This is a genomic window from Collinsella sp. TF10-11AT (assembly GCF_003437565.1).
Taxonomy (GTDB): domain Bacteria; phylum Actinomycetota; class Coriobacteriia; order Coriobacteriales; family Coriobacteriaceae; genus Collinsella.
The window spans coordinates 87,219-107,660 of record NZ_QSQW01000004.1 but is presented as its reverse complement, the minus strand read 5'-3'; the positions used below and the strand labels follow the sequence as shown (position 1 = coordinate 107,660).

Below are 20,442 nucleotides of genomic sequence, written 5' to 3'. Positions count from 1 at the left end.
TGCGGTTTTAATATCACCAAAATGACCGTAGTTGAGATCATTCAATTTATCGTAGTAAACCGGGGTACTTTTGTTTGGCTACAAATAGTATCGGTATAGGCATTTTTGAATATCGCGATAATTTGAATGGTAAAACGATTTTCTAGGACAACCGTTCGCCGATGGTAAACGGATGTTGTTTATACAGCCTGTGTACAACAGATATACTTACATCCTGTGCGTAAAGCCCATGGCCCGCAGGCCGTGATTCTATTGAACTGGACCGTATTATGAGATTGATTCACAACAGCCGTCTGTCGCAGTTTCGTACTCCGTTTGGCGCTGTGACCACAGGAACTTCCGTTTCGCTCTCGGTGATTTTGGAGGATGCCGACCCCAACCAGGCAACGCTCACCCTGCGCACCTGGGTCGATGAAATCGGTGAGTCCCTGTATCCCATGACGCACGAGGGCGACGGCATATTTACCGTAGAGCTTGAGTGCACTGAGCCCTGTCTTATCTGGTACAGCTTTATCTGCAACATCGAGGGCCAGCCTGTGGTACGCCTGGGTGCACCGCAGGGTCGCACCGGTGGCGAGGGTGTGACCTACAACTACGCCGAGGTTCCGTCCTTCCAGATTACCGTCTACAAGCACCGAGAGAACCGTCCCACTTGGTACGAGCGCGGTATGGTCTACCAGATCTTCCCCGACCGCTATGCACGCGACGAAAACTGGCGCGAACGCACGCTTGCCGAAGTTGAAAAACCGCGCAACGGAATCCAGCGCCGCATGGTCGAGGACTGGAACGAACCGCCCGAGTACGAGCGTGCCGAAGACGGCTCCATCAAGACCTGGGATTTTTACGGCGGCTCGCTCAAGGGTATCCAAAATGACCTGCCCCGCATTGCCGAGCTAGGCTTTACGGCCATCTACCTCAACCCCATCTTTGAGGCCGCGAGTAACCACCGCTACGACACGGCCGACTACACCAAGATCGACCCGATCCTGGGCACCGAGCAGGACTTTACCGAGCTGTGCAAGGCAGCCGAGAAGCTGGGCATCTCCATCATCCTGGACGGCGTCTTCAACCACACGGGCGACGATTCGATCTACTTTAACCGCTACGGCAATTATCCCGGCGTCGGTGCTTGGCAAAGCGAGGACTCGCCGTGGCGCGATGCGTTTTACTTCCATGAAGACGGTTCGTATGACTGCTGGTGGGGCGTGGGCAACATGCCCGCCATCAACGAGAGCTCCGAACTGGTGCGCGAGCGGCTCCTGGGCAAGGACGGCGTGATCCGCAAATGGCTGCGCGCCGGTGCCCATGGTTGGCGCCTGGACGTGGCCGACGAGCTTTCGGACGACTTCCTGGCCCAGATCAAGAAGGCGGTACTTGCCGAAAAGCCCGACGCACTGTTGCTCGGCGAAGTCTGGGAAGACGCCTCCAACAAGATTAGCTACGGCCATCTGCGCCGCTACCTGCAGGGCTCCGAGCTGGACTCTGCCATGGATTACCCCTTCCGCGACATGGTCATCGGCTTTTTGATGGGCTACAAGAACGCCTACGAGGCCGCCGAGGATATCGAGACCCTGCGCGAGAACTACCCGAGCGAGGCATTGTCCTGCGCGCTCAATCTGCTTTCGAGCCACGACCGCCCGCGTATCATCTCGGTGCTCGGCGGTGGCCCCGACGAGTCGCAGCTGCCCGAGAGCGAGCGCAGCAAGTGGCGCCTGGACGAGAACGCGATGGGACTGGCCAAGAGCCGCTTTTGGCTCGCCACGCTTATGCAGATGACGTTCCCCGGCGTGCCTTCGATCTACTACGGCGACGAGTACGGCCTTGAGGGTCTGACCGATCCGGGCAATCGCCGCACGCTGCCGACCAAGGACCAACTGCACGACTTCGACACGCTGGCTATTGTCAAGAACGCCTCCGCCATGCGCCGCGCCCTGCCGTTTATGATCGATGGCGAGATCAAGGCCTTTGCGCTCAATGATGAGGTGCTTGCTTACAACCGTACGGACAAGGACGGCGAGTCTGCGACGGTTATCATCAACCGCAGCCTGCGCAACTCGCACCGCGTAACGATTCCGGCGCTCGGCGAATGTGCGAGTGACGTGATTAGTGGCCACGAATGCGAAATCCACAACGGTACCGTCACACTCGATCTGTATCCGCTGGGTTCGTCGATCATCTATCACCATGCCGAGCAGCGTCTGCAAGAGCCGCTCGATCACGGCGCGGGTGTCGTTTGTCATATCACCTCGGTACCGACTGACGATGGCAAGCCGGGTACGATCGGCGTGCCCACGCGTCGCTTTATCGACCATCTGGCCGCCATGGGCATGCGCTACTGGCAGGTTCTTCCCGTCAACCCGACGGACTTCTTCCGCTCCCCTTACGCTGGGCCTTCGGCCTTTGCAGGCAATATTGACCTGCTGCCCGAAAGCCAAGAGGAGCTGGCGGCCGACTTTGAGACTTGGAAGGCCCGTGGCGGCGAGGATGCAGACCCGCTCTACACGGCATTTAAGCATCGCAACGCCGATTGGCTCGAGAAGTACTGCGTCTACATGGCCGTCAAGAAGTACTTTGAAGGCGAATCGCGTCATGATTGGCCGGCAGATGTCGCACGCTACAACGAGCATCTAATCGACGACAAGCGCTTCCACGACGAGGCCGAGCATCAGGCGTACATGCAGTACCGCTTTGACCTGGCTTGGTGCGAGCTCATGAACTATGCGCACAAGAAGGGCATCGAGGTCATCGGCGATATCCCGATGTATGTCTCGGACGATTCGGCCGACGCGTGGAGCGAGCCCGAAAACTTCTGGCTGTCCGATACCGGCAAGGCAATCGAGATCTCCGGTGCGCCGCCCGACAATTTTGCGCCCGAGGGCCAGGTGTGGGGCAACCCCACCTTCCGTTGGGATCACATGAAGGAGAACGGCTACCGCTGGTGGATGGACCGTCTGCGTCGCGCGTTCTCGCTCTACGACCGTGTGCGCCTGGATCACTTCCTGGGCTTCCACAGCTACTTTAGCATTCCCGCGGGTAAGGCCTGCGCCGACGGGCGTTGGCTGGCAGGCCCGGGCAAGGACCTGTTCCAGACCGCCTATGACGAGCTGGGGCCGCTCAACTTTATCGCCGAGGACCTGGGCTACCTGACGCCCGGCGTTCGCGCCATGGCTTCGACTTGCGGCTTCCCCGGTATGGACGTACTGGAGTTTAGCGATTACGACGTTCGTTGCGGCGTGCACCCTACGCCCGGCAAGATCCTGTACACATCGACGCATGACACGTCGACGCTCGCGGGTTGGTGCACGCGCTCCTTTGCGGGCGGCGACGAGCCGAGCGGTGTTGAGGTGGCAGCCAAGCTGATGAGCGACGCGCTGACAAGCGACGCTCCACTGGTGATGATGCCGCTGCAGGATGTCCTGGGGCTGGGCGACGACGCGCGCATGAACGTACCGGGCGTGGCCACGGGCAACTGGACCTGGCAGGCTGACGAGGCCGACGTTGCGGCCGCCGAGAGCAAAACCGCACAGCTCCTGCGCAACACGCATAGATTCTGGGGCGAAGCGTGATAAAACGCCCGATATAGGGTACAGTTACAGACGTTTGAATTTTTGCGGGCAGAGTAATCTGCCCGCTTTGTGCTGAAAAGGAAGTATTATGGCGCGCTACGATTACAAGTGCTCGAGCTGCGGCAACGTGTTTGAGGTTGAGCATCCCATGTCCGAGACCCCCGAGGTCGTGTGCCCCAACTGCGGCGCTCCGGCCGCCAAGACGTTCTCGGCCAGCGGCATCAAGTTTGAGGGCAGCGGCTTCTACAACACCGACCAGCGAAGCGGCGGCTCCAGCACCAGCGCCACGAGTGGCTGCTGCGCCAACTGCCCGCACAGCCACTAGAAACCAATCAGCCCCGCGATCAACACCGATCGCGGGGCTATTTCTTTGCGCAATGGGTAGCTAATTATCAGGCCAGGTTTCCTTATGAATTGCGGTGAAATAAGGACAGTTTGGCAGGTAGAAGCCGCTATTCAATCCCTATTTCACCGCAAATTAGTAGTTAGTTGTGGATCAGGCGAGCGCAGAAGTGGCCGTCGTAGGAGTCGGCGTTTACGGGGACGCTTTGGAAGAGGCCACGGTCGTTTTGACGGACGGCTACCAGTTTCTTGGCCTGCTCGAAATCGGGGAGTTGCAGAATCTGCGCCTCGGAGAGCGGCTCCAGGCTAAAGTCCGCACCCTCGGGCGACGCCAAGAACGCATCCACAACCTGCGTGTTCTCCTCATCAAAGACCGAGCACGTCGCATAGATGAGCTCGCCGCCGGCAGCCACACGCGCAGCGGCTTCCTTGAGCATCGTCAGCTGCAGCTTGGGTAGCTCAACCGTCACATCCTTTTCGGTCAGGCGCCACGGGATCTCGGGATGACGGCGCATGGTGCCGGTGCCAGAGCACGGCGCATCGATAAAGACCGTGTCGAACTTAACCGGCTCGCCAAGCATGGCATCAAACGATGTGAGCACCTCATCAAGCTCGCAAGCATCACCCGAAACCGTGCGAACGCCCTGAATACCAGCCTTATGCAGGCGAGCGAGATTCAAATCGCACTTGCGATCATGCAGATCGAGCGCCGTATGCTGACGCTCATAGCCCGTACGCTTGGCCTGGCACATCATCACATAGGTCTTGGTGCCACGACCGGCACCAATCTCAAGGCAGCTACCAGGGCGCGTGGCAGCTGTGGCGATAAGTTGCGCGTTGAGATCAGATGCCACCGCGGCAGCACGTTCAAACGCACCCGAAGCAACGGTAACCTGGGCATCAACCGGGGCATGGCAACCCGGGAACACGGGTGCCACAAGCTGCGAGATATACGGATCGGGATTAGTCGCAAAGGCGTTCTCATGCAGGGCCAGCGGCGCGGGGGCCAGATTGCCGGCAAAGTTAAGCGCACCCTCTGGCGTGTCAAACGACGCCATAATGCGAGCGCACAGCCAGCGAGGAAGACCCATCAGACGCGACAGACGAACCAAGCGTCGCTCAGACTCATCCACATCGGACGCAGTAGCAAAGTCCTCAACATTGTCTGAAACCTTATGGAGTACAGCATTGGCCAAGCCAGCGGCGGACTTAGCACCGCAGCGAACCAGCTCAACTCCCTGACTTACGGCAACGCGGCCAGGCGTATGCAGGTAGAGCATCTCGAAGGCCGAGATACGAAGCGCCATGCGCACACGCGGAGCGACCTTTTTGGGCTTATCGAGAAACTGGTCGAGCAGCTCGTCCAAAATACCCTGCGTGGCGGCAACACCCAGCGCCAAGCGGGCGGCAAAAGCGGAATCGCGCTGGTCAATGGCCCTGGCGGAAGCACGGGACAAGAGCACGTCGCGCGCGTACATGCCGCGGCGATCGGCCTCCATCAGCACATCGAGCGCAAGCTTGCGCGCGGGAGACAGCTTGCTCATGACAAAACACCCCACGAAAGATCGGCACCCTGCAGGCCAGCAGCCCAAGCAGAAGCGGCCATAGCACGCTTGCCATCAGGCTTAACCTCGAGCAACTCAACCGAGCCATCGGAAAGGCCAAGGTAAACACGCTTAGCCTGAATGGCGACGAGCCCCTCACCAAGCGACACATCAGCCGGCGCAGCGTCGAGCACGCGCACGGTCTTGCCGGCAATCACGCAACGAGCAGGCGCGGTATCGGACGAGGCCAGCACATGACGCACGCAATCAAGCGCCGCCATGTGCGGATCCAGACGCATCTCTTGCTTGGAGATCTTGGCAGCATGGGTAACGAGCGCCTCATCCTGTTCAGTCCACACGGCGGTGCCATCGGCAAGAGAAGGAAACGTATCGGCAAGCAGTTTGCCGCCCAGCTCGCCAAGCTCCGTAGTCAGTGCCTCGGCATGCTTGCCTGCAACCGACGTAGACGCCTGGGCGCAATAAGCGCCGGTATCCACGCCATGCCCAATGCGCATAATGGAAACGCCAACAACCTCATCACCAGCAAGAATGGCACGCTGAATAGGAGCAGCCCCACGCCAACGAGGCAGCAAGGACGCATGAACATTCACAATGCCGAGCGGTGCCATATGCAGCACCTCATCGGGCAAAATGCAGCCATAGGCAGCCACACAGAAAATATCAGCCTGGGCAGCCTGGAGCACCTCAACAACCTCAGGCGTCATACGATTCGCCTCAATGACCGGCAACCCCAGCTCCAGCGCCTTAGCCTTAACAGGAGACGGCTCCAGCTTCTTACCACGCCCACGAACAGCATCAGGACGAGTAACAACAAGCGCAATCTCATTCCCAGCCTCAACAAGCGAAGTCAAAGAAGGCACAGCAAAATCAGGCGTACCCATAAACACAATACGCATAAAAGTTAGTCTCCTCTCAATAACGAGCCGAGACGGCTACAAAAAAGCGTTCCTGGTCGCAAGCGCGCCCAGCCGCAAGAATAGTTCAACAGAAACAAATATACCCAAAAACAAAGAAAGAGCCGCATAAAAGCAGCCCTCCCAAGAAAGCACCTATCAGCGAAGACGCCCCTCCCTGGCCCGACGGCACCCGGGCGAAACGAAGAGCGACAACGTAGTCCCTGGGATGGGGCCCACACATATCGTCCCGCGCGCAGTTTCGCAGCAAAGCGAGAATGTTTGAGCACGGGATGATATGTGTGGGCCCCATCCCAGGGACGGACAATTAACCTACTCCGTCTCGCCCGGTCGAGCGCCGCGGGCCAGGGCGTCCTGGTACTCCTTGACGGCCTTGAGCCTCTGCATGGGCTTCAGTCGCTCGAACATAGTGTTGCCATGCAGGTGATCGATCTCGTGCTGCAGGCACACGCAGAACAGATCGCCCGTAGCCTCGTAGCGAATCAGGTTTGCGTCCAAGTCGTACGCCTCTACGACGACATGGTCGGGACGCTCGATCTCGCAGCTAATGCCAGGGATGGACAGGCAGCCCTCGCTAAACGGCACCAGATGGTCACTCTGCTCAACAATGACAGGGTTGATGAGCACGTACGGGTCGTAGTCGTTCTTGTCGCTGTAGTCGCAGTCAATGGTGACGAGCTGAATAAGCTCGCCGATCTGCGGAGCAGCCAGGCCGCAACCGCCGTTGTCGAACATCATCTTCTTCATCTTCTCGGCAAGCGCCTCGATCGCTGGGGTGATCTCCTCGATCACGGCGCACTCCTGACGCAGGCGAGGGTCGGGCGACAGTACGATTCCGTTGGCTTCCATGGCCATCCTTTCGGGTTGTTACATCAAATCATAGGCATCGACGTCAACGCTCACGCTCACGCCGCGCACAGAGCCCACCTCTTTGAGGCAGGCGTCGATATCATCAGAGACATGGTACCCCACAGGCGACTTCACAAGCAGATGGAAGCGGTAACGGTCCTTGGCTCTCTCGATTACACACGAAGCCGGGCCCAGCACCTGGGGCACGGCGCTCCCCGCCCGCAAAAAGTCGGGCGCGGCGGCATGCCAGCGGCGCTTAAGAAGCTTTGCAATGCGCCCGATATAATCCTGCGCATCGTCGCGGCTTGCCGACCACACCAAAATGTTAACCAGGCGCACGAACGGCGGATACAGTGCGTCGCGGCGCTGGTCCAGGTCGTAGTCGGTAAAGATCGAGCGATCGTGCTCGGCGACGGCGCGAATGACCGGATCCTCGGGCAGATACGTCTGGATGATGACCTCGCCAGGGCGGTCGCCGCGACCGGCGCGACCGGCGACCTGCTCAAGCAAATCGTAGGCGCGCTCCCCTGCGCGGAAATCCGGCAGCTTGAGGGCGAAGTCAGCATTGACCACACCCACGAGCGTGACCTCGGGAAAGTCGAGGCCTTTGGCGATCATCTGGGTGCCCAGCAACACGGCGCAATCGGCAGCATCGAACTGCTCGAGCAGCTTTTTGTGCGCATCCTTGCCGCGCGTGGAATCGGCATCCATGCGGATGATGGCGACGTCCTCGGGCAGCATCTGGTGCAGTGCGTCCTCGATCTGCTGCGTGCCCAGCCCCATTTTTGCCAGGTAGCGACTGCCACATTTGGGGCAACGACTCGTGGGCGCGGGATACGGCTGCACGCGCCAGGAGGATCCGCATGTGTGACATTGCAGCGTGTGCGTGCGCTCGTGATACGTAAGCGCGGTGGAGCAGTGGTTGCAGGTGGGAACGCAGCCGCACTCGCGACACATCAGGAACGGCGCAAAGCCACGGCGGTTATGCAGCAGCACGGCCTTCTCGCGGTGCTCTACAACGCGCTCCAAACCTTCCATCAGCGGTTTAGAGAACATTGAACGGCTACCGTGCGAAAACTCGCGGCGCAGGTCGGCAATGCGGACCTCGGGCAGCACGGCGTGTCCCGGGCGCTCGGGCATCTCGACGCGCGTCCAAGTGGTGCCGTTATACGTTCCACGGCGGCAGTGGTCGAGGGCCTCGGCCGAGGGCGTGGCGGAGCCCAACACGAGCGGGCAGCGGTAGCGCCGCGCCATCTCGGCCGCCACCTCGCGCGCGTGGTAGCGCGGACTGGACCCTTGCTTGTAGCTGGTCTCGTGCTCCTCGTCAATGATGATGAGGCCCAGGTCGCCAAGCGGGCAAAAGAGCGCCGAACGTGCGCCGACGACCACGCGGGCCGCACCGCTGGCAACCATATCCCACTGGTCCAGGCGCTCGCCGGCCGAAAGCCGCGAATGGAACACGGCGACCGTCTCGCCAAAGCGCGAACGGAAGCGGCCGACGGTCTGGGCCGTCAGCGAAATCTCGGGCACCAGCACGCAGGCCGAGCGACCGGCTGCGAGCACGCGCTCGATGGCGGAGAGGTAAACCTCGGTTTTGCCGGAGCCGGTGACGCCGTCGACCAGCACCACGTCGCCATGAGCGTCCAGACGGGCGCGCTCAATCTGCGCGAGTGCCTGTTGCTGGCCACTGGTAAGGGAGACCGGCGCTTTGCCGCTTGCCGAGGACAGCGTGGTCTGCTCGCCGCAGCCACGCCAGGCGCGGCGCTCTTCCACCACCACAACGCCGCGTTTTTCGAGCGCCTTGATGGTCGCCGACATGCTGTTATAGAGAAGGTTGAGGTCGCGCGTCGTGACCGGTCCGCACTGGAGCGCCTCGATGAGTTGGCGCTGGCGGACCGCGGTCTTGGGTGGCGTGTAGTCAAAGCCTTCGGGCGTAAGCATCACCCAGCGGTTTTGGATGGGTTTGACGGCTGGACGTTCAACCGTCCACACGCCGTCGTCGCCCTTGACCACACGCGGGCTGCCGCCCGGTGGCAAAAACAGGCGCAGGCACTCGGAAAGCGTCGCGACATACTCGCGGCTCATCCAGCGCGCAATGCGTGCAGCCTCGGCGGTAAAGAGCGGTTTGCTGAGGATGGCTTCGACAGGCTTGATGCGCGAAAGGTCAAGGGCGTTGTTGCCCGGCAGATCGCCCAGATCAGGCGCAATGTCGACGACATAGCCCGCGGCGGCACGGTTACCAAAGTGGACCAGGACCGTGGATCCGATCTGGACCTCGTTGGCAAGGGACTCGGGGATGCCGTAAGCAAACGGTTCCGACAGCGCACGGGTGGGGATGTCGAGGACCACGCTCGCGTAGGCGGCAGGGGGCTCGGACGAAGGCTTAGACTGAGCCGAGGCAGCGGCAGGCTTGGGCTTCACCGGAGCTTCCTCCGGTTCCGGCAAACCAAACAGCGACAGTTGTTGAGCCATACACCACCTCTAACGAACGGACCTGAAAGGGGTGGGACAAAATAATCAGTAGAGTTTGTCCCATGGCCGATACGAGTGTCGAGCTCGTTGCGTCACTCGAACATGGGACAAACACTACTGATTATTTTGTCCCAGCAACCCACTCATCGGTACAGAAACAAGAGCCCCGCTCGGGTGAACGGGGCTCGGATACATGCATTTGCGCGTCTACTACAGCGCCATCGTGCGAGCGCGGTCGATACGCGCCAGGCAGTCGTCGCGGCCGACGAGCGCCATGGTCTCGCCCAGCGGAGGGCTAACCATGTTGCCGCAGACGGCGACGCGCACGGCCTGGAACACCACGCGCTTCTTGAGGTCCATCTGCTCGGGCAGCGGCTCAAGCGCGGCGTCGATGGCCCCGGCAGTCCACTTGTCCACGCCCTCGAGCGCAGCCTTGGCGACATCCAGAATGGCGCCCATGCCTTCCTTAGCCAGGCCCTTGTTAACGGATTTCTCGTCATACTCGAGCGTCTCGGCCGTAGCAAAGATGGGAGCGGCGACGGTCACGGCGTCGGTCGGCATCTTGGTGCGCGGCTTGACGATGGCGGCAAGCGCATCAATCCAGTCCTCGCCGTACTCGACGTTGCCCTCGATGAGACCCGCCTCGTGCAGCTTGGGGACCATGATCTCATCGGCAAACTGCGCGTCGGACATGCCGTTGATGTACTCGGCATTGACCCAATCGAGCTTCTTGGGATCGAAGGTCGCCGGGTTCTTGGAGATGCGGTCGAGCGAGAACTTGCTGGCTAGGACATCGCGCGGGATGATCGTGGTCTCGCCGTCGAGCGACCAGCCGAGCAGCGCCAGGTAGTTGACGAAGGCGTCGGAAAGGTAACCGGCGTCGCGGTACTCCTCCACCGAAGTTGCGCCGTGGCGCTTGGAGAGCTTCTTACCGTCGGCGCCCAGGATCATGGAGATGTGGGCGAACGTGGGCACGGGCGCGCCGAGGGCCTCGTAGACCATGACCTGGCGCGGGGTGTTGGACAGGTGGTCGTCGCCGCGGATGACATGGGTGATCTTCATCATGGCGTCGTCGACGACGGTCGCGAAGTTGTACGTGGGCGTGCCATCGGAGCGGAAGATGACAAAGTCGTCGAGCTCCTTGGCGTCGAAGGTCACCTCGCCGTGGACGGCATCGTGGATGACGACGTCGCCGCGGTCCACGGGCACCTTGATGCGCAGGACGTAGGACTCGCCGGCCTCGATGCGGCGGCGGGCCTCCTCGGGATCAAGATCGCGGCAACGACGCTGATAGCCCTGGAAGGGGTCCTTGCGCTCCTGCGCGGCCTTGCGGTCGGCGTCGAGCTGCTCCTTGGTGCAGAAGCAGGGATAGGCCTTGCCCTCGTCCCAAAGTTTCTGGGCGGCCTGCTTGTACAGGTCCAGGCGCTCGGTCTGGGCATAGGGGCCAAAGTCTCCGCCCACCTCGGGACCCTCGTCCCAGTCCAGGCCCAGCCAACGCATGGCGCGCAGGATGATCTGCGTGTTCTCGTCGGTAGAGCGGGTGGGATCGGTGTCGTCAATGCGCAGGATGAACGTGCCGCCGTTAGCACGGGCGAAAGCCCAGTTATAGATAGCGGTGCGGGCGCCGCCGATGTGCAGCTTGCCCGTCGGTGAGGGTGCAAAGCGGACGCGAACGTCTGATGCCATGGAAATCTCCTCGATTGCAGGATGGATGTCTAACCGCACCAGTATAAAGCAACAAAGCAACCTCCGCACAAAGGGCACCGACCCACTCATTGGGGACAGACTTAAATGAGTAGGTGCGGAAAGGGTGTGAATGTTTGATTTACGCGCTATGATGTGCCCTTGCATAGAGAGCCCGGCGGAATGGTAACGGTCGCCGGAACACGTTTTTGAAAGGACAATCATGTCAGAAGAACTTCGTTCCATTCCACCCCAACACGGGTCCTTTGTTTTTACGTCGGAGTCGGTGACCGAAGGTCATCCCGATAAGATCGCTGACCAGATCAGTGACGCCGTCCTCGACGCAATCCTCGCCAAAGAAATAGAGCTCCAGGAGCAGGGCTACATCGCCCCCAACGGCGTGCCTGCCAACGTGGAGAACGTCCGCTGCGCCTGCGAGACCCTCGTGACCACCGGCACCATCATCGTTGCCGGCGAAATTCGCACCCAGGCCTACGTCGACGTACAGGAAATCGCCCGCGGCGTTATCCGCCGCATTGGCTACAACCGTGCCAAGTTCGGTTTTGACTGCGACACCTGCGGCGTTATGAGCCTCATCCACGAGCAGTCGCCCGATATCGCCCAGGGCGTTGACGAGTCCTTCGAGACCCAGACCGGCGCTACCACCGACCCGATCGACCTGATCGGCGCCGGCGACCAGGGCATGATGTTCGGTTATGCCTCCAACGAGACCAAGACCCTCATGCCCATGCCGCACTACCTGGCAAGCCGCCTGGCCGAGCGCCTGGCTGCCGTGCGCCATGACGGAACCCTGCCCTACCTGCGCCCCGACGGCAAGACCCAGGTCACGGTGCGCTACGAGGAAGGCAAGCCCGTGGAGGTCACGACCATCGTCATCTCCACGCAGCACGCCGCCGAGATTGAGGACATGGGCAAGATCAAGGCCGACCTCATCGAACACGTCATCACCCCGGTCATGGCCGCCGAGAACATGCCGTGGGACAACGCGGAGATCTACGTGAACCCCACCGGTCGCTTTGTCGTGGGCGGCCCCATGGGCGACACGGGCCTCACCGGCCGCAAGATCATCGTCGACACCTACGGCGGCTACGGCCGTCACGGCGGTGGCGCCTTTAGCGGCAAGGACTGCACCAAGGTCGACCGTTCCGCCGCGTATGCCGCGCGCTGGGTCGCCAAGAACGTGGTCGCCGCCGGTCTGGCCGACCGCTGTGAAGTCGAGCTCGCCTACGCCATCGGCGTTTCCAAGCCCCTCTCAATCATGGTCGACACCTTCGGTACCGCGCATGTTGCCGAGGACAAGATCGTCGAGGCCGTCGAGAAGACCTTCGACCTGCGCCCGGGCGCAATCATCCGCGACCTGGACCTGCGTCGACCGATCTACGAGAAGACGGCAGCCTACGGCCACTTCGGCCGCGAAGACGCCGACTTCACCTGGGAGAATACCGACCGAGTCGAAGAACTCAAAGCAGCCTGCGGACTTTAAGCTAACGGCAAAAGCTACAGCCAAGAAACAACGCACCAAAAGAAGTACCGGCTCCAACCGGTACTTCTTTTTTATTTAAAGGTGGTGAAGATGAGCCGACCTGGGACATGGAATAGGTCATAGGCCTATAAATTTCGCAGCAGAGCGACTCCAACCATGTATCCTAAGTTCCGAGGGCTTTAGTATTTGGTCGATCGCGAGTTCCGCACGAGCCGGAGGCCACTTAATGTGGCCTCCGTGCGAGCAGGACTGTCCGAGCAGGCGACCAAATACTAAAGCCCTCGGAACGGCGGGACAGAGTATGCCCCGTCCCTCGGAACGACGGGATAGAACAGGAGCGCATATGGCAGGCAAGCCGCAAACACTAGCTACGACCTCGGCATTCGAGATCTTGGGGCCCGTCATGGTCGGCCCCAGCTCATCGCACACCGCCGGCGCCCTGCGCTGCGCACAAGTTGCCGCCAGCCTGCTGGAAGGCCGCATCACCAAAGTCACCTTTGGCCTGTGGAACTCCTTCGCCCACACCTACCGCGGCCACGGCACCGACCGCGCTCTCGTCGCGGGCATTCTGGGCCTCGACACCGATGACGAGAACATCAAGCAGGCCTTCGACCTCGCACGCGAGCAGGGCCTCGACTACCACTTTGAAATTAAGGGCGACGACGCCTCCATCCATCCCAACACCGTCGACATCGACATGGCCGACGATACGGGCGCCACGGCGCAGGTCCGCGGCGAGAGCCTCGGCGGCGGCAAGATGCGCATCAGCCGCATCAACGGCGTCGGCGTCGATATCTCGGGCATGTATTCCACGCTCTTCGTGGCCCACCAGGACGTCCCCGGTGTGCTCGCCGCGCTCACGAACCTGCTCGCCTACGCACATGTAAACATCGCTTTCTGCCGCACCTACCGCACCGAGGTGGGCGGCCAGGCATACTCCGTCTTTGAAACCGATGGCGCCCCCGACGACACCGTCATCCCCATGCTGCGCAAGCTCGACAATGTAAACTACGCCACCTTTATCGAGCTCCCGGGCTCGGCCTCGTCGCTCTCCCCCGGCGTTTCGGCCAAGGAAATCTTTGACGATGGTGCGCAGTTGCTCGACGCCTGCGCCGAACTCGGCCTCAACATCGGCGCCGTCATGGCCGTTCGCGAGGCGCGCCTGACCGGCGAGGCCCACGCCGTCGCCGCCATGCGCCGCGTGCTCGACGTCATGCGCGAGGAGACCACGGCCCCCATCGCCAATCCTCAGCGCTCGCTCGGCGGGCTTATCGGCGGCGAGGCCAAGCTCGTTGATGCCACCGGCCGCAACGACTTGAGCGTAAGCCTGATGGGCGCCGTCCAGACCGATGCCGTGGCCCGCGCCATGGCCGTCCTTGAGCGCTCCGCCACAATGGGAGTGATCGTCGCCGCCCCCACGGCCGGCTCCGCAGGCGTCGTGCCCGGCTGCGTGCTGGCGCTCGCCGACCATCTGCAACTGGACGATGAGCAAGTCATGGACGCCCTCTACTGCGCCGCCGCCATCGGCCTCAACCTCACCACGAGCGCCTGCGTCGCCGGCGCCGAGGGCGGATGCCAAGCCGAGGTGGGAAGCGCGGCCGCCATGGCCGCCGCCGCGCTGGTGCAGATGCTCGGAGGCACGCCTGAGCAGGCACTCGACGCCAGCTCCATCGCCCTGAGCAACCTGCTGGGCCTGGTCTGCGACCCGGTGGGCGGCCTCGTGGAGGTGCCGTGCCAAAACCGCAATGCCATCGGCGTGGCCGCGGCATTTAGCTCGGCGCAGCTTGCACTTGCCGGTATCAAGAGCCTGGTGCCGTTTGACCAGATGGCGCACGTCATGCTCTCCGTGGGCCACGCGTTGCCGGCCACGCTGCGCGAGACGGCAAAGGGTGGCATCGCGCAGGCTCCGGCCGCACTTTCGGCCTGTGCAAAATGCGGTGAGTGCGGATAGCGACAAAGAAAGACTCGAAGGTGGGACAAATGTCCCACCTCTTTTGAATGCCACCGTTTCCATACCACAAACAACTGGGTAATCGCTATAATGCAAGCCCAGTAAAAACACGATGAGCCGCAAGGCGAAATCCGAAGGATATGCATACGATGTCGCAAAACGATCGAACTCAACTGATTCCCGATCCGCAGCAGCCGAGCAGGCACACCGGCGGCGTTCAGTCGCCGCGTCCTATCGCGCCGAGCCGCGGTCAGCAGCGAGGTGCGGCAAACGTTTCCCAACGTCCGAACAAGCAGCATCAGCAGCGCCAGGCAAATGGCAATGCGCCCAAGCAGCCCCCCACGCACGCTCGAGGCGATCGCGGCCCCGCACGCAAACCCGCCGAGAACAATAAGTCGGGCAAAAAGACGACGCTCTTTGTCGTTCTGGGTCTTATCGTCATTGTCTATATCGTAGGCGTTGTAGCGTTTTCGCAGGTAGCCTACCCCAACACCACTATCGCCGGCGTCGATGTCTCGTTCTCCAACGCTTCGTCTGCCGCCACCAAGGTCAACTCGGCTTGGAAGCACTATAAGCTCACCGTGACAGGCGATGATTTTAGCTGGACCTATCAGCCCGAGTCCGAGGAGCCCATTGTCGACGGCGAAGCTGCCGCAAAAGAGATTATCAGCCGCAACGAAGCCATTGTATGGCCGGTTCGCCTTGTAGAATCCTTAAGCGGCAAGACCAAAACAACCGCTAGCTCCAACGAAGTCGATCTTGATCAAGACGTCGACCTGTCCATGCTCTCCGACACCTTTGACCAAAAGCAGTTTGAGAAGGATCTGGGCGCCGCCATCGACGAGTTTAACGAGGGGCGTTCGGGCGCGTTCGAGGCCAATAGCTCCTATGACGAGCAGGCCGGCAAGTTTACCGTCGAGAAGGCGCGCTCCAACGAAAAACTCAACCGCGAGCATGTCATTAAGTATGCCGAGCTCGAGCTTGCCTCGCTGGCCGAGACCGTAGATCTTTCCAAGCTCGGCAACGATGCCTATGAGCCGCTCAATGGAACGCTGACCGATGATCAGATTCAGGCCGCATGCGATGCCGCCAACAACTTCTTGGGCGTCAACGTGACCCTCAAGCTCAACGGCGAGGATGCCGGCAAGGTTGATGGCAGCTCCGTATTGCAGTGGATCAGCTTTGCCGATCCGGCCAACCCCACGCTCGATACGTCGCAGATCAGCAGTTGGGCAGCCGAGCTCGCCAACGGCTTTAATACCGTGGGCTCCACTCGCTGGTGGACGCGCGCCGATGGCAAGCAGTGTGCCGTCGAAGGCGGTGACTTTGGTTGGTCCATCGACAGCAGCTCGCTCGCCAAGCAGGTCGAGGACGCCATTAACAACAAGCAGACCGGCGAAATCGAGATCAAGTACTCCCAGAAGGCCGACACCTTTACCGCAAAGGGAGAGCCCGACTGGAAGGCGTATATCGACGTCGATCTGTCCGAGCAGCACGCGCGCTACTATGACGAGAACGGTAATATCGTTTGGGAGGCCAACTTTATTTCTGGCAAGCCGGGAGAGGACGCCACCCCCGAGGGCGTATGGCAGATCAACAGCAACAATGGCGCCAGCAAGCTTATCGGTGCCAAGGACCCCGAGACCGGCAAGCCCAAATACGAGAGCCCGGTAAGCTACTGGATGCCGTTCGAGGGCAATATGGTCGGATTCCACGACGCCACCTGGCAAAACGATTCGAGTTTCGATAACGCCGAATCGTACAAGTGGTGCGGTAGCCACGGTTGTATCAACCTGCGTCTGGCCGATGCCAAGTCGCTCCACGAGCGCATCAAAGTCGGCCTCTGCGTGGTCGTGCACTCGTAACGCAGCTAACGTCTACAACAAGTAAACAGCACGGCGACAAAACTTACAGTACCGTCATCCGCAACTTCTATACGCCCGCCCATCGCGACGGGCGTATATACTTATCGGAGCCATATCGATAAAGGAGACGCTATGTCCAAGGTCCCCACGATCAATCCGGGTCCTGACGATTCCGATCGCATGCCCCAAGATGCCACCGAGACCCTGCCGATTATCAGCGCTGCAGACACCAAGCAGCCCCAAACGAGTCTCGACGATTCGACCGATATCTCCGATGAAGAAGCCTATGCAAAGCTCAAGGCAAAGCGTGCTGAGCGTCGGCGCAAAAAGCTCATCCGACGCGGTATCGCCGTCGGTGTCGTTGTTGCCATCGCACTCATTGCCATCATCGCAACGCTGGTCATCAACGCGCAACCCGCAGGCACCAACGGACCGGTGACCGACATGGTCACCGAAGGCACGTTTACCACCACAGTCGAAGCCAAGGGGCAGCTTAAGCCCATCTCGGCATCGGTCGTCTCCCCTTCTGTCGACGGTACGGTTGAAAAGATCAACATGCAGGCCGGACAGAGCGTCAACGAGGGCGACGTACTCATGACCATTAAGAACGACGCGCTCGATAGCGCTGTTTCCGAGGCGCAGCGCGCGGTCGCGGCCGCCCAGGAAGACCTGAACAATGCAAAGGTGGCACTCGCGGCCGCACAGGCCGCACCGACAACGGACAGTGACGGATCGACCGGTCCATCGGACGCAAACGCCAACGCAAATGCCGTCTCGACCGCCCAGCGCAACCTCGCCTCGGCCCAGGCAGCGCTGGAACAGGCAACTGCAAAGGCGGCCGAGCGCACCGTAAAGGCCCCCAGCTCGGGCAGCATCGTGGAGCTCAACGCCAAGGTGGGCGCCACGGTAACAGGCGGCATGATCATGGGCGAAAGCGATACAAGCGGCGGCAAGCAGTGCATGCAGATTGCCGACCTGTCCAAGATGAAGGTGACCGTGCAGGTGGGCGAAAAGGATATCGCCAAGATCGCCGTGGGCCAGAGCGCCAACGTGACCTATCCAGCGTTTCCCGATATCGTGAGCCAGGGAACGGTCACGGCCATCGCCTCGGTGGCAAACTCCGACTCCAACTCCGGCGGCGGCAGCGTAACCTTTAACGTCGACATCCTCATCGAAGCACCCGACAGTCGCCTTAAGCCGGGTATGACTGCTGAGGTCTCGGTAGTGACCGAGAAGCTCGACGACGTGGTTATGGTGCCGACCATGGCGCTGATGACCGAAGATGGCGAGCACTATTACGTCAATCTGGCCACCGATTCGGAAGGCAAGAAGACGCGCCGCGTGAAGGTGACCGTCGTGACGCAAAACGACAACGAGGCTGTAGTCGGTAAGACGCAGGTCAAGCGCGACGACCAGGGCAACGAGATCAACCCAGACGTCCCGGTTACCAAGTTACGCGACGGCGACACCATTGTGACGGATACCGGCACAGGCATGACGGCAGACGGCGGCGACAATATGTCTGCCGACGAGGGCAAGTAATGCGTCCCGTCATCGACATCCGCAACGTGCACCGCATCTTTGAGAGCGAGGCCGGTTGCGCCCACATCCTGCACAACGTGAGCCTGGCGGTGAACCCCGGTGAGTTCGTCGCCATCACCGGCCCCTCGGGCTCGGGCAAGTCGACGCTCATGAACATCCTGGGCTGCCTGGACAAGCCGACGGCGGGTGATTATTTCCTGCAAGGGCTCAACGTCGCCGAGCTCGACGATGATGAGCTCACCGAGGTGCGCGCGCTGAGCATCGGCTTTGTCTTTCAGAGTTTTAACTTGCTGCCGCGTCTGACGGTGATCGAAAACGTCATGCTGCCGCTGTCCTACACCAATGTGCCGCGTAGCCAGCGCGAGATGCGCGCCGTGCACGCGCTGCAAGCCGTCACATTGCCGGTCGACCATTGGGACCACCGCATATCGGAACTCTCGGGCGGACAGATGCAGCGCGTCGCCATCGCGCGCGCCCTCGTCAACGACCCGCCCATCATTTTGGCCGACGAGCCAACGGGAAATCTAGACTCGACAACCGGGGCGCTCGTCATGGAAACCTTCCACAAGCTCCAGAAACGCGGCAAGACCATCGTACTCATCACGCATGACCCCGGCATCGCCGCCGAGGCCGATCGAGCCGTAACCATCCGTGACGGGCGAATCCATGACGGCGCATATGTCGCGCATACACCGAATACGTTACGCGGGGCCGTCAAAAACCTGCCCGCGATTTCTGCAACCACCAATCAGCCGAAAGGAGCGAAGGCATGAGCACCCGCGATCTTGTCCAAGAAGCCCTTCACTCGCTCGAGGCCAACAAGGGGCGCAGCCTGCTCACCATCCTGGGTATTGTCATCGGCATCGCCTCAGTTATCGCCATGACTTCGCTCATCGGCGGAATCCAAAACAGCCTGGTCAACAGTCTGGGCCTCAATGCGGCGCGCATGGTGCAAATCTATTCGTCGCAAGAACTCACCGAGTCGGACATCGAAAAGCTTCAAAAACTGGTGCCGCAGATAGAGCAGATCGGCATTGTCGACAGCGGGTATACCGAATACAAGACCGGCGATAAAAGCTATACCGTCATGGCACAGGGTGTCGATAGCGACATGCTCGACGCCGTGGGAGCCAGCAAGCTCGTTGCGGGGCGCACCTATTCCCAGGCCGAGTCCCAATCAGGCTCGCGCGTGGCGCTCATCAGCCGTGGCGGCGCCGATCAGCTTTACGGCAACGAACAGGACGCGGTGGGCAAGACTATTAAGGTCTCCAACGGCGAGGTGCAGATTGTAGGCGTGATTGATGGCGGCAGCGACTCCATGGGCTCGCTCACGCTGTATATGCCACGCGAAACCATCGCCGGGCTGTTTGGCGACGAGAATCCTTCATTCCCCAGCGTGACGGCACTTGCCGCCGAGGGCACAGACATGGACGAGCTCTGCAAGACCATCGAGTCTAAGGTGCGCGCGATGAAGGGCATCTCGGAGGATGATGAGTACGACAGCGTATCGGCGACCTCCATGAAAAGCGCCATCGATGCACTCAACTCGTTTATGGGCGCCTTCTCGCTCATCATGGGCGCTGTCGCCAGTATCTCACTGCTTGTCGGCGGAATCGGCATTATGAATATGATGCTTACCAACGTGACTGAGCGCATCCGCGAGATCGGTATTCGCCGTGCCTTGGGCGCCAGTCGCCGCGATATCACCGCGCAGTTTTTGGCCGAGTCCTCGGCGCTGTGCGTCACCGGTGGCCTGCTGGGTGTCCTGATTGGCTATCTGCTGGCCTGGAGCCTCGCGATGTTTGCCGCAGGATCAGGGGTTCTCAACGAGCTCGGTGCCAGTGGGGAGATCACACCGAGCTTTTCAATCGCCACGGTGCTGCTGGCCTTCGGCGTCTCCGTCGGCATCGGCGTAATCTTTGGCTTCTACCCCGCTCGCCGCGCGGCAAAGCTCAACCCGGTGGAGTGCCTACGCTACCAGTAAGCCACCACCAGCTACCAGTAAGCCACCACCAACAAGTTGCGGTGAATTAGGAACCGAATATGCTATCTAGCAGCAAAAACAGACACTATTTCACCGCAACTTATTGAAGGACTGTTTGCGCCAGTTCTGGGCGTCGTCCTCGAGCTATTGATGGATGACGGGCTTGTACGGGTCGAGCTTGCACGGGGCGCTCCTCCTCGCGGGC

13 protein-coding genes are annotated in these 20,442 nt (G+C 60.8%); 8 read left to right on the top strand and 5 right to left on the bottom strand.

Annotation, left to right across the window (positions count from 1 at the left end):
• Positions 1-269: 269 nt before the first annotated feature.
• Together DXC99_RS04235 and DXC99_RS04230 are read left to right on the top strand one after the other, a co-directional pair.
• A complete protein-coding gene (locus DXC99_RS04235; RefSeq protein ID WP_117629352.1) occupies positions 270-3,566 on the top strand; it encodes a 4-alpha-glucanotransferase in 3,297 nt (1,098 codons plus the stop codon).
• Between the two features lie 88 nt (positions 3,567-3,654).
• A complete protein-coding gene (locus DXC99_RS04230) occupies positions 3,655-3,891 on the top strand; it encodes an FmdB family zinc ribbon protein (protein WP_117583493.1) in 237 nt (78 codons plus the stop codon).
• Between the two features lie 160 nt (positions 3,892-4,051).
• Here the strand turns inward: DXC99_RS04230 and DXC99_RS04225 are convergent, their stop codons facing one another.
• The 5 genes from DXC99_RS04225 to gltX all read right to left on the bottom strand — a co-directional run bounded on the left by DXC99_RS04225 (position 4,052) and on the right by gltX (position 11,394).
• Positions 4,052-5,452 carry an RsmB/NOP family class I SAM-dependent RNA methyltransferase gene (locus DXC99_RS04225; protein ID WP_117583492.1) on the bottom strand — a complete coding sequence of 467 codons (1,401 nt, stop codon included), beginning with the start codon at positions 5,450-5,452 and terminating at the stop codon, positions 4,052-4,054.
• On the bottom strand, positions 5,449-6,369 hold the full coding sequence (gene fmt, locus DXC99_RS04220) for a methionyl-tRNA formyltransferase (RefSeq protein WP_117583491.1): 921 nt from the start codon (positions 6,367-6,369) through the stop codon (positions 5,449-5,451). The genes DXC99_RS04225 and fmt overlap by 4 nt, the downstream gene beginning before the upstream one ends.
• 330 nt (positions 6,370-6,699) lie before the next feature.
• Complete coding sequence (def, locus tag DXC99_RS04215) at positions 6,700-7,236, bottom strand: peptide deformylase (RefSeq protein WP_117583490.1); 537 nt, start codon at positions 7,234-7,236, stop codon at positions 6,700-6,702.
• A gap of 18 nt (positions 7,237-7,254) precedes the next feature.
• Positions 7,255-9,708, bottom strand: coding sequence for a primosomal protein N' (gene priA, locus DXC99_RS04210; RefSeq protein ID WP_117629351.1), 2,454 nt, complete (start codon positions 9,706-9,708; stop codon positions 7,255-7,257).
• A 210-nt stretch (positions 9,709-9,918) separates the two neighbouring features.
• Entirely contained in the window at positions 9,919-11,394 is a 1,476-nt protein-coding gene (gene gltX, locus DXC99_RS04205) for a glutamate--tRNA ligase (RefSeq protein WP_117629350.1), read from the bottom strand.
• A gap of 220 nt (positions 11,395-11,614) precedes the next feature.
• On the opposite strand from gltX, the gene metK reads away from it, so the two are divergent.
• The 6 genes from metK to DXC99_RS04175 all read left to right on the top strand — a co-directional run bounded on the left by metK (position 11,615) and on the right by DXC99_RS04175 (position 20,237).
• Entirely contained in the window at positions 11,615-12,895 is a 1,281-nt protein-coding gene (gene metK / locus DXC99_RS04200; RefSeq protein WP_117629349.1) for a methionine adenosyltransferase, read from the top strand.
• Positions 12,896-13,238: 343 nt separating this feature from the next.
• Positions 13,239-14,846 (top strand): L-serine ammonia-lyase, iron-sulfur-dependent, subunit alpha, encoded by a 1,608-nt coding sequence (gene sdaAA, locus DXC99_RS04195; protein ID WP_117629348.1) that lies wholly within the window; start codon positions 13,239-13,241, stop codon positions 14,844-14,846.
• Positions 14,847-14,995: 149 nt separating this feature from the next.
• Entirely contained in the window at positions 14,996-16,711 is a 1,716-nt protein-coding gene (locus tag DXC99_RS04190; protein WP_158551639.1) for a L,D-transpeptidase, read from the top strand.
• A gap of 132 nt (positions 16,712-16,843) precedes the next feature.
• Positions 16,844-18,253 (top strand): efflux RND transporter periplasmic adaptor subunit, encoded by a 1,410-nt coding sequence (locus DXC99_RS04185; protein ID WP_117629346.1) that lies wholly within the window; start codon positions 16,844-16,846, stop codon positions 18,251-18,253.
• A complete protein-coding gene (locus tag DXC99_RS04180) occupies positions 18,253-19,026 on the top strand; it encodes an ABC transporter ATP-binding protein (RefSeq protein WP_055250391.1) in 774 nt (257 codons plus the stop codon). Before DXC99_RS04185 ends, DXC99_RS04180 begins: the two co-directional genes overlap by 1 nt.
• Positions 19,023-20,237 (top strand): ABC transporter permease, encoded by a 1,215-nt coding sequence (locus DXC99_RS04175; RefSeq protein ID WP_117629345.1) that lies wholly within the window; start codon positions 19,023-19,025, stop codon positions 20,235-20,237. The genes DXC99_RS04180 and DXC99_RS04175 overlap by 4 nt, the downstream gene beginning before the upstream one ends.
• Positions 20,238-20,442 lie beyond the last annotated feature (205 nt).